Genomic DNA, 10557 nt, shown 5'->3' on the forward strand with positions numbered 1-10557 from the left:
ATTTACCTCCCCGTTAATATTAATTTCCCTCTTGTATACGGACTGATTTTATTCATAACTGCTCCTTTTATTATAGTATCAGCTCCGGTTCCAAGTGCCTTTTTCACTATGAAGTTTGAATTCATAATCTGATTCATGGATACTTCCATTCCCTTACTTATAAATCCCTTACCGGGTGTCTCATCCATTTCAAACAGAATCTCATCATCTGTAAAATGTATCTTTATTATCCGCTTTGCAGTCTCTTCTGTAAAGCTAAGTTCTAATTTTAGTACATTTTCATGCTCTTCATTTTCTGTATATTCACCCTTCACCGCCACATTATAAGGCTCACCCTTAAGATTAATGGTAGAATAAGCCGGTTTATGAAAGCCCACCTTAAGTCTGTGAATCTCATCTCCCTCTTTCAACTTTACATAAAGGGTATGATTTACATATACAAAGCCCACCTCACTCATTCCTTCTGTAAAATTGTTGTGAAGGAGCTGTAAAAGAAGAGGAAATACACCCTGACTTTTATCCTCCAGCTCATACTCTCGTCCGTCAAGCCATACGAAAAAATCATGCTTTAACGGATGTGGCTTATTCCGGCTTGATACAGGCGTACGAAGGTTATCTCTCTTACCCCAGCCGCCTGCCATCAAAGGCTTCCTGTTAAAAGCACCGCTCTCAAGTTCCTCGGAAAGTTTTATAAGATTAGCGTAGCCTACAGGGTTTTCAGGAAGTGGATTATCCGATAAGGTAAGAGATGTCATATATTTATCTATAATCCCATCTGCCTGTCCGGTCTGAAAGACTTCGGCATCTCCCGCAAAATTAACAACTATCATATCAAGGTCAGGATAAACATGGACATCCTGTCCCATCATTCCGTTAAACACATAGCTTCCTTTTCTGCTTCCCATCCAAAGCTGGTAGCCATAACCAAAGTGATCATTATCCACCTGTTTAGAAGTAGCCTTAGTTACAAATTTCTCAGAAATAAGCTGCTCGTCCTTCCATTTTCCTTTATTTAAATAAAGAAGTCCAAGCTTGGCTGCATCCTCCGGTCTTATAAACATTCCCCAGCCGCCTTTTGTCACTCCCTCAGGGCTTGTCTCCCAAAAGCACTGGTTTATTCCCAGTTTATCAAAGATTCTCTCCTGTAAGAATTCATACATGGTCTTTCCTGCCAGTCTGGTAACTATGGCCGAAAGCAAATATGAATTCATACTGTTATAGGCAAAGGTCTTACCCGGCTGTTCACTAGGCGAAGAATTAAGAAAGTTTTTTACCCAGTCATCACCTGCAAGCGCACCTCCTTCGTTGAAATTCACCGCACTTGTCATGGTAAGAAGATGCTCAACATTGAGGTCTCTTAATTTCATCATTTGCCAGATATTTGTGAAATTTCCGAAAATATCCGCAATTCTGTCTGTGAGTTTCAGCTTCCCCTCATCTACTAAAAGCCCTATTGCCATACCTGTAAATGTCTTGCTCATAGAGTAGGTTGTATGCCATTCTCCCTTTCTGTAAGGTGAAAATGAGGTCTCGCTTATTATTTTTCCATGTCTTACCACTAAAAAATGATGTAGATTTATCTTCTTTGAAGCTCCAAGTTCGGACAGAAAATTATATAAAAATGCAGAAGGTACCCCCTCTGCTTCCGGCGTACTTCGCAGCAGAGGTTCACCGTCTTTTTTATTCCAATTAAAAGCAGGCTTTTCGGGTACAAAGGTAGTCTTGCCAAGGTTTCCGGTCTTGCCTGTAAGTATCTCAAATAAAAGTGATGCTAAAGCTCTTTCAAAGTTTGCCATATTTTTCTCCTAAAATCCTCTTATGCCTTCTTTTCCTTCATCCTTTGTTTTTTCAATCTTCTTTATAATAACATCATAGCCTGACCTTTCATTCACCTTCACATAGACCTTGTCACCGACCTTTTTTTTCAGTAAAGCCTTGCCAAGGGGTGAGTCTATGGTTATAAGGTTATTTAGTGAATCACCTCTTACAGCAGTTACTAACTTAAAGGTTTCCTCTTCATCGTCATCAATAAAATAGACTGTCACGGTGTTGTCCGGTCCCACCTCATCCTCAGATGAATCATCCTCTATTATTTTCGCTGTTTTTATCATCTTCTCAAGATAACGGATACGGCTTTCATTCTGATTTTTATGTCTTTTTGCAGCATAATACTCAAAATTCTCGGAAAGGTCTCCCTGGGCTCTTGCCTCCTTAACTGCCTCTATGGCTTCCTTTCTTACCACCAGCTTTCTATGCTCTATCTCCTCTTCCAGCCTTCTTATATCGTTTTTAGTAAGCTCGTCGTACATCTGTAAACCTCCTTGATTTCGTGGTAAAGCCTTCCTGCCGGTAGTCCAACCACATTAGAGTAGTCTCCGTTTATTTTTTCTATATAGGCTGAAAATCTGCCCTGAATAGCATAACCGCCTGCTTTGTCATAAGGCTCTAGGGTGGAAATATATCCCTCTACCTCCGCCTCATTCATAGGGTATACACTTACTTCCGTCTTCTCTGAAAAAGTACGGACTATAAGCTTGTTTTCGTTTAACAGGCTCTTTATTATACTGCCAAGCTCAGAGGTTTCCTCCTCTTTTTCACCTTCATTCATCTGATTTTCAAGGATTTTAAACAACTCTAAATATTTATTTCCCTCTTTCACTCCCCTGTTTTCAAGGATATTCTTTGGAATATAAATAAGGGTAACACCTGTATACACATCATGGCTTCTGCCCTGAATCAGCTCTATCATACGCCCTGCATCTGCCCTGTCTCTAGGCTTTTCAAGTATCTCGCCATCTACCGCAACTACTGTATCCGCACCTATAACTATGTAAGCATCCCCTTCTTCTGTTTCCTTGGTTAATATAAGGCTTTCAGCCACATCTGCTGCCTTTATAAAAGAAAGTTCCTCCACCTTCTCCTTTGGCGGAAGTTTATTAAAATCCTTTTTTAACTTATCCTCTGCATCGCTTGGCTCTACCGTAAACTCAAAGCCCAAATGTCCCAGTATCTCTACTCTTCGCGGGGAAGCAGAAGCCAGTATATATTTTGTCATGATTAGTCATCCTCCTTTTTTTATCTTGCCTTCACCAAATTTTTCATTTATCTTTTTAAGCATGGTACTTAGCTTATCTTCTTTTTCTTTTATCTTGGTTTCTTTCAGCTTTATTTCATCCTGTACGCTTTTTTCCTTCATATAAGAAAAGATATCCATCTGCTTACATTCATGTTCAGCCAGATGTGAAACCCCGACTCCGACCAGCCTTATGCCCTCATCTCCTTCAAACAAGCCTTTTTCTCCGAAGCAAAGCTCCTTCATAAGCGAAATTGAAACCTTTTCTATTTCTTTGGCATTATTTATTGATTCTACTAATGTAGTCTGCTTTGACCTTCTCTTAAAACTGCTTGTTTTCGCACTTACGCTTATGGTATAGCCTTCTGCCCCATCCTTTTTAAGCCGTTTACTTACACTTTCCGACAGCCATTTTATCACTTCAGGCATTTCTTTATCATAGGTTGATACCCTTATATCATAAGGCAGTGTGGTTTCGTTTGAATAGCTCTTTGCCGCCTCTCTTTCACCTGATACAATATCACTTCCCCTGCCATTGCTGCTTTCATGAATGTACTCACCGGATTTTTCACCAAGCAGGGAGCAAAGCAGCTTCTTATCCAAGGCAGCCGCATCCCCTATAGTCTTAACTCCTATATTTCTAAGCTTTTCAGAAGTTCTGTATCCGCAGCCATGAAGCTTTTCTATAGGAAGCTTCCACATCTTTTCTTTTATCTCCTTAGGAAATAGAGTATGTACCTTGTAAGGCTTTTCAAAATCGCTTGCCATCTTAGCCAGGAGTTTAACCGTAGATATGCCGATATTTACTGTAAATCCGAGGCTTTCATAGATTTCAGCCTTAATTTTTTCTGCCATAGATACAGGCTCATCTGTCCCTGTCATATCAAGATATGCCTCATCAATAGACACCTGTTCTACTACTAAGGCATATTTTTTAAGTATCTCTATGAATTTAGCCGAGTATTCTCTATATGTCTTAAAGTCAGATGGAAAAAGTTGAAGTTCTGGGCATTTTTCAAGAGCACGCATTACAGGCTCTCCTGTCCTTACACCCTGTTTTTTTGCCGGTATTGAGCAGGCTGTAATTACTCCATGTCTTTTTGATACATCCCCGCCTATAGCAGAGGGTATGGTTCTAAGGTCTACACTTTCAGGCTCTTCTTTAAGCTTCTTAACTGCAGTCCAGGAAAGAAAGGCTGAATTTACATCCACATGAAAAATCAGCTTACCCATCTATTCTTCACCTCCAAAGGCAGCTTTCAAGAAATTCTCTGTATTTTCTTCCTTGGTTTTTACCTATTTTATCAGAATTAACAAAATCAATAAATTCCTGTTCACTTATCCATTTATAGGCTATTGTCTCATTTTCCTGTAAGGTTATACAGTCCTTGGCACAATCTGTCTTGGTGTAAAAATATTCAAATATACATTTTCCATCTAGTATTCTGCCCATATAGTCAAATTCTTCTGCCACAATGCCTGTCTCTTCGTAAAGTTCACGCTTTATACAGGTTAAACCATCCTCTCCTTTAAGTGCGGAACCGCCTGCCGTAGCCTCATACTTTCCGGGATTTATAGGTTTATTTAAGTCTCTTTTCATTAACAGAAAATCACCGTCTGTATGCTGAACCAGAACTTCACATACCAGATGATAAAGCCCGTCAGGTATCTTTTCTCCCCTTACCAGATCTACACCTGCTAAACTTCCATCTATATTATAACCGTCCCAAATCTCCATGTTTCCTCCAAAACTGCAAAGTAAAATCAATAATCAAATGTTACTTCCCAAACATTAAATAACCTTACATATGTAGCACTTAATAATCAAATTACGAATCTAAACATTGTAAATTCAAAATTCCCAGTCATATGTGACGCTCAGAATGATAGCATTTCAGACTCGCTCCGGCATCCGCTTCGCTTCGCCTAATGTGCTCGCTTAGAATTCTATCATTCTGAGCTGTGAACTTAAAGTTTAGCTTTCTTCCCTGTCTCCTCACAATGTGATTGTTTTTTCTACATTCATTAAACAGCCTGAACTAATAATGCCGCATAGTTCGCCGTATCCACTCTGACTTCATGCTACGCACTCGTCAATCGTGGACGGCTATTATATAGGCAGGACTAACACACTTAGCTTCATTGCTACGCAATTTGCTAAGCGTGAGTCACTGCCAAAAAGCGAGCGCATTAGGTTTTTCGTGAACCTTCAGATACTTTCAATAGCATCTTACAGAAAAACCGGAGCGAGTCTGGACATTTATTAGTGAAGGCGTCACTTAATCAAATCAAAAACGAGCGCATTGCCCTCCCCTTATTGTAATGGATTTTTACTTGGTTTTCCACCTGAACGCGGATATTTCTTTGGAGTATTTTTTACTTTTTCTATAGAAATCAGCACTCTGGTATAATCAGTATCCTTTATGGTAAAATGGGCTGTTTCCTTTATTTCACCGCCAAGCACCCTGATTGCGGTCTTTGATGTCTCTATTTCTTCATCAGCTCCGGTAGCTTTGTAGGCTACAAATTTTCCACCAAGTTTTACATAAGGCAGACAGTATTCACTTAGGGTTGGCAAGGCTGAAACCGCTCTTGATACGCATAAATCAAAGTTTTCTCTATATTCACCTTTTGCCTGTAATTCCTCAGCACGAGAGTGAATAGTGGTTATATCCTTTAAGCCAAGTTCTTCTATTACTTCATTTAAGAAGTTCAGCCTTTTATTAAGGGAATCCAGCAACAAAACTTTGGTTGCCGGATATACTATTTTAATAGGAACTCCCGGAAAACCTGCACCTGTACCGATATCAAGTACAGTCATAGGCGCTTTCATATCCATTACTTTTGCTATCATCAGACTGTCTACAAAATGCTTTATTACAAATTCTTCGTAATCAGTGATTGCCGTAAGGTTCATTACCTTATTTTTCTCTGTTACCATTTCGTAAAATCTATAGAGTTTATCACATTGTTCTGAAGTTATTGTTATTCCTTCATTTTCAAGCTTTTTTATAATAAGTGATTTATCTTCCATTAGTCATCCTCTTTCATTAAGGCATATCCATCCACCTACAGCCCTTGTATTATACTCAAATAATCCTGTCTGTAGTCCACTACCGCATATATGGTTACTATCTTCTTTTCCTCATTTATTTTATAAAAAACAATGTCTTTTTCAAGAATCAGTACCAGATATCCCTGTCTTTTTAAGATATTATATTTGGGTGTAGTTCCGATATAAGGATTGTCTCCCAATGATAAAATTGCCTTTTCCAGTTCTTCCAGTTTTTTCAAAGCCACGCTGTTACCAAAGTTTTCAGCAATATAGAGAACAATCTCCCGTATCAGAGCATCTGCCGTATCAGTCCTTATAACTTGATATTTCAAATTCTCTCCTCCTTAAGAATAGCTCTCAAATCATCAAAAGTATCCTTAATAGGAGCAACTCTCTCATACTTAACATCTTCATCAGCTTCTGCAAGGATTTCCAAAAGCTCAATTCTGGCTTTCATTCTTTTATATTCCTCATATCCGATTGAGACTGTATCTCCCCGTCCATTTACGGTAATTATTACTGCTTCCTTATCTTCCCTGCATTGTCTGGATATTTCATTATAATGATTACGCAGGTCTGCTGACGGTCTGATTGTTTCCTGTTTAATAAACATAGGCTTATCCCTCCCTAAAAGTTTATAGACATATTATATCATAATATGTCTATAAGCTCAATCAGAATTATTATAACGCTAAATGATGTGTGTGTCAAAAGTATTTGACATACCTTGATACAGGATTGCTACAGCTTCGCTTCTCGCAATCCTTTTATTCTCAAATATTAATCCCCTTCATTATCTCTCCAATAGGAGCATTTATAACTAATTCAGCATTCAGGTTTCTGCCGGTATCCGACTTATTAATCACTACAAGGTGTTTTCCATGAAAATAATCCACAAAGCCAGCTGCCGGATATACCACAAGCGAAGTTCCTCCTATGATAAGAGTATCTGCTGACGAAATAGCCATTAAAGCCCTTTCAATCACATTCTGGTCAAGTCCTTCTTCATAAAGTACCACATCAGGCTTAACTATGCCACCGCACTCACAACGTGGAATTCCTTCTGCATTTTTTACAAATTCTGCATCATAAAACTTTCTACATTTCATACAATAATTTCTGTGTATACTTCCATGCAACTCAAACACCTTTTTGCTGCCTGCTTCCTGATGAAGCCCATCAATATTCTGAGTAACCACAGCTAATAGCTTTCCTGCCTTCTCAAGCTCAGCCAGCTTAATATGTGCAGAATTCGGCTTTGCAGTAAGGCACATCATTTTTTCCTTGTAAAATTCATAGAAAGCTTCAGGGTATCTTAAGAAAAAACTGTGGCTTATAATCTGTTCCGGAGAATACTTATATTCCTGATGATAAAGCCCATCAGCACTCCTAAAGTCAGGAATACCACTTTCCGTAGATACTCCCGCTCCACCAAAAAATACTATACTTTTGCTATCATCTACAATCTGCTGAAGTTTTTCTATTTCTTTTTCATACATAACCAGTCCTCCTTCCTTATATGATTATCTGCTTTTCTAATGATTTAACTTATAAACTTCTGACATATATTTATTTTTATCATCTTTCCCTACATAAACCTTCATTTTGAACAGCCTGTTCAATTCATTACTTCTCAAAGTTTTTGCATATGAAAAATAATTTCTGTTCATATATACAATTCTGCTTGTACCATTTACAGCTTCACCTGCATCATTAAAATAACTGTAATTAAATCTACAACATTTAGCTCCACCAATTTTAAAACCTATATATACTTCATTTATACTCAGTATTCTGGCTTCGAAATAATTTCCATCTGCCTTTAACTTCCTAAGCTTAATATCACTTTCTATCGTATAAGCCAAAACTCCTGCACAGATTCCAAGAAAAATATAAGCTAAAAGTCTGAATATCATACTTTTAAATGATATGATGCCTGTCTCCCCTGCAACAATAATGAGAAATGCAGACAAAGTTCCAACTTTACCGATAAGGTTAAAAGGAGTTTTTAATACTATCATATGGTCTCCTTAGAATTTTACAATGCCACTGAAAAGCCAAGCTGTAGCAATCCAGTATCAATGTAATAATTATAGACCATATTCAGCTTTTATTCAATCAACGCGCAAGCAGTAATTAGATATACCCTCTCAAATCTTGACAATATATTTAAAAACAAATACACTGTACTTAAATATTTACTAGGAGATTATATATGTCAGAGTTTCATTTACCACACGACCACCACCATGAAAAACATCACGAAGATGCACTTGCTCGTCTTGCAATAATAGATGATTTTAGTTTAACTGCAGAAGTATTTAAAATGCTGGGTGACGGAAGCAGGCTTCGTATCTTCTGGCTGTTATGCCACTGTGAGGATTGTGTTATCAATATAAGTGCTATGGTAAATATGTCCAGTCCTGCCGTGTCACACCATTTAAAACAATTAAAGGCAGGTGGACTTATCACCAGCCGCAGAGATGGCAAAGAGATGTTTTATAAAGCATCAGATACCGAAAGAAGCAGACTTCTTCATTGTATGATTGAAAGACTGATGGGAATAGTGTGTCCTGAAGATTAAATCCAGATTTTCAAGTTAAGTACGACACTTTTGTTAGATAACCCCAATTACTCAGGCTATATGTCACAGACATCTTTTCCACACAGTACTGTAGGATTGACTGTTTCCGTTCTTTGGCTATAAGGTGGTATTAAGAGACTTCTTGTGAAATATCATAATCAAACCACAAATTATAATATTTTACAGATGTTTATAAATGATTTTGGATAAATAATAAATTATTTTAATACAATCAAATTGAATTATATTCTGTTTGATTGTATTTTTTTGAGCCGGTTCATCCCTATTCTATAATCTATAGCTGTCACAACTATTTTTACAACTTTTAAACCGTTCATTATTCAGCCTAATATTTCCGCTTATATGACACTATTTTGAAATATATCCTGCTACTCACCAAAATTTATGTACGTTATAATTATTGTCGAATGTTTCTCATACCTCTGTAATAAACATGATTAATAGATTAGTGCCTTTTAATTTGGTCGGAAGTTAACCTTTTTCATCAATAATCAGCACCTAATGTTTAGCATACTGCTTTAAGCATTTATCAAGCATGCTTTTATGGTTTGCCTTCAATAATATTTCTATTTCTAAAATTTTGTGACTTTTGGAAATTCTTCTAAGACGGTAATTGAGGTTTTTAATCATATAATAGAGGTGAAGGAACATATACAAGATATAGTGGTTGAGACTTTACACTTTTAATTTGATTGTGATGCACAAATGATATATTGATACGAAAATGATATATCTATTTTCGCCAAAATCGTCAAAATCGGGGCATAAAGCAAAAATACAAAAAAGGCTCAAACCCTTGAAACTACTGAGTTTAAGCCTTTTCTCTCTTCTGAGACATGGGGGAATCGAACCCCCGACACCTTGATTAAAAGTCAAGTGCTCTACCAGCTGAGCTAATGTCCCATATTAATTTTTTCTGTCTTACAAGACAAAATGCCCAGAGCCGGAATCGAACCAGCGACACAGGGATTTTCAGTCCCTTGCTCTACCGACTGAGCTATCTGGGCAAAATTGCGGGGACAGGATTTGAACCTATGACCTTCGGGTTATGAGCCCGACGAGCTTCCAGACTGCTCCACCCCGCGATATTAAGTTTAGAAAATATCTTGGAATATAGCACTGTCCTATTATTTTCTAAAATGGGTGGAGAAGGATTCGAACCTTCGAAAGCTATGCTAACAGAGTTACAGTCTGCTCCCTTTGGCCACTCGGGAATCCACCCAAAAAAGCCGATGATCGGACTCGAACCGATAACCTGCTGATTACAAATCAGCTGCTCTGCCAATTGAGCCACATCGGCATAACTGATATAGTTATTAAATTAAATGGGGCCTACAGGGCTCGAACCTGTGACCCTCTGCTTGTAAGGCAGATGCTCTCCCAGCTGAGCTAAGACCCCATAAATAATATCCTAAGATATTAACGACCCAAGCGGGACTCGAACCCGCGACCTCTGCCGTGACAGGGCAGCGCTCTAACCAACTGAGCCATTGGGCCAAACTAATATACCTTGAAAACTGCAACCGAATACAACATCTTTTTTCCTTTTCTTTGGTCAAGCCTTCGACCTATTAGTATCAGAAGGCACACAGATTACTCCGCTTACACCACTGACCTATCAACCTCATACTCTCTAAGGGGTCTTATTAGCCTACGCTATGGGATATCTTATCTTGGAGGGGGCTTCACGCTTAGATGCCTTCAGCGTTTATCCCTGCCAAACTTGGCTCTCCGGCCGTGCAGCTGGCACTGCAACCGGTCCACCAGCGGTTCGTCCATCCCGGTCCTCTCGTACTAAGGACGGCTCTCCTCAAATATCCTGCG

Annotated in this window: 11 protein-coding genes, 7 tRNA genes and 1 rRNA gene; 1 reads left to right on the forward strand and 18 read right to left on the reverse strand. The window is 38.4% G+C overall.

The genetic code is table 11. The features are described from left to right. Positions 1-2: 2 nt before the first annotated feature. The 10 genes from GCWU000282_RS07025 to GCWU000282_RS07070 form a co-directional block, all read right to left on the reverse strand. On the reverse strand, positions 3-1796 hold the full coding sequence (locus GCWU000282_RS07025; protein ID WP_023354366.1) for a serine hydrolase domain-containing protein: 1794 nt from the start codon (positions 1794-1796) through the stop codon (positions 3-5). A 9-nt stretch (positions 1797-1805) separates the two neighbouring features. Continuing rightward, positions 1806-2309 carry a transcription elongation factor GreA gene (gene greA / locus GCWU000282_RS07030; RefSeq protein ID WP_023354367.1) on the reverse strand — a complete coding sequence of 168 codons (504 nt, stop codon included), beginning with the start codon at positions 2307-2309 and terminating at the stop codon, positions 1806-1808. Continuing rightward, entirely contained in the window at positions 2279-3055 is a 777-nt protein-coding gene (locus tag GCWU000282_RS07035) for a Maf family protein (RefSeq protein WP_023354368.1), read from the reverse strand. Before GCWU000282_RS07035 ends, greA begins: the two co-directional genes overlap by 31 nt. Positions 3056-3061: 6 nt before the next feature. Then, a complete protein-coding gene (locus tag GCWU000282_RS07040; protein ID WP_023354369.1) occupies positions 3062-4306 on the reverse strand; it encodes a Y-family DNA polymerase in 1245 nt (414 codons plus the stop codon). A gap of 7 nt (positions 4307-4313) precedes the next feature. Further along, positions 4314-4811 (reverse strand): NUDIX hydrolase, encoded by a 498-nt coding sequence (locus GCWU000282_RS07045; protein WP_023354370.1) that lies wholly within the window; start codon positions 4809-4811, stop codon positions 4314-4316. A 576-nt stretch (positions 4812-5387) separates the two neighbouring features. Continuing rightward, on the reverse strand, positions 5388-6107 hold the full coding sequence (gene rsmG, locus GCWU000282_RS07050) for a 16S rRNA (guanine(527)-N(7))-methyltransferase RsmG (RefSeq protein WP_023354371.1): 720 nt from the start codon (positions 6105-6107) through the stop codon (positions 5388-5390). A gap of 35 nt (positions 6108-6142) precedes the next feature. Continuing rightward, the gene (locus GCWU000282_RS07055) at positions 6143-6460 is read right to left on the reverse strand and encodes a type II toxin-antitoxin system RelE/ParE family toxin (RefSeq protein WP_023354372.1); all 318 of its coding nucleotides are present in this window, start codon (positions 6458-6460) and stop codon (positions 6143-6145) included. After that, positions 6457-6741 (reverse strand): type II toxin-antitoxin system Phd/YefM family antitoxin, encoded by a 285-nt coding sequence (locus tag GCWU000282_RS07060; RefSeq protein WP_023354373.1) that lies wholly within the window; start codon positions 6739-6741, stop codon positions 6457-6459. Before GCWU000282_RS07060 ends, GCWU000282_RS07055 begins: the two co-directional genes overlap by 4 nt. Before the next feature lie 160 nt (positions 6742-6901). After that, on the reverse strand, positions 6902-7627 hold the full coding sequence (locus tag GCWU000282_RS07065) for an NAD-dependent protein deacylase (RefSeq protein ID WP_023354374.1): 726 nt from the start codon (positions 7625-7627) through the stop codon (positions 6902-6904). A gap of 36 nt (positions 7628-7663) precedes the next feature. Further along, positions 7664-8149, reverse strand: a complete 486-nt coding sequence (locus tag GCWU000282_RS07070; protein ID WP_023354375.1) for a hypothetical protein — start codon at positions 8147-8149, stop codon at positions 7664-7666. Between the two features lie 194 nt (positions 8150-8343). On the opposite strand from GCWU000282_RS07070, the gene GCWU000282_RS07075 reads away from it, so the two are divergent. Next, on the forward strand, positions 8344-8712 hold the full coding sequence (locus tag GCWU000282_RS07075) for an ArsR/SmtB family transcription factor (RefSeq protein ID WP_023354376.1): 369 nt from the start codon (positions 8344-8346) through the stop codon (positions 8710-8712). An 851-nt stretch (positions 8713-9563) separates the two neighbouring features. Here GCWU000282_RS07075 and GCWU000282_RS07080 read toward each other — a convergent pair. The 8 genes from GCWU000282_RS07080 to GCWU000282_RS07115 all read right to left on the reverse strand — a co-directional run. Then, positions 9564-9636, reverse strand: a tRNA-Lys gene (locus GCWU000282_RS07080). A gap of 31 nt (positions 9637-9667) precedes the next feature. Then, positions 9668-9740 (reverse strand) — tRNA-Phe (locus GCWU000282_RS07085). A 4-nt stretch (positions 9741-9744) separates the two neighbouring features. Further along, positions 9745-9818 (reverse strand) — tRNA-Met (locus tag GCWU000282_RS07090). Between the two features lie 55 nt (positions 9819-9873). Continuing rightward, positions 9874-9955: transfer RNA gene (locus GCWU000282_RS07095), tRNA-Tyr, on the reverse strand. Between the two features lie 5 nt (positions 9956-9960). Next, a tRNA-Thr gene (locus tag GCWU000282_RS07100) sits at positions 9961-10033 on the reverse strand. A gap of 26 nt (positions 10034-10059) precedes the next feature. Next, positions 10060-10132: transfer RNA gene (locus GCWU000282_RS07105), tRNA-Val, on the reverse strand. 24 nt (positions 10133-10156) lie between these two features. Next, a tRNA-Asp gene (locus GCWU000282_RS07110) sits at positions 10157-10230 on the reverse strand. A gap of 54 nt (positions 10231-10284) precedes the next feature. Beyond that, positions 10285-10557 (reverse strand): 23S ribosomal RNA (locus tag GCWU000282_RS07115); the annotation flags it as partial.

The sequence above is a fragment of the Catonella morbi ATCC 51271 genome (assembly GCF_000160035.2).
Lineage (GTDB): Bacteria > Bacillota > Clostridia > Lachnospirales > Lachnospiraceae > Catonella > Catonella morbi.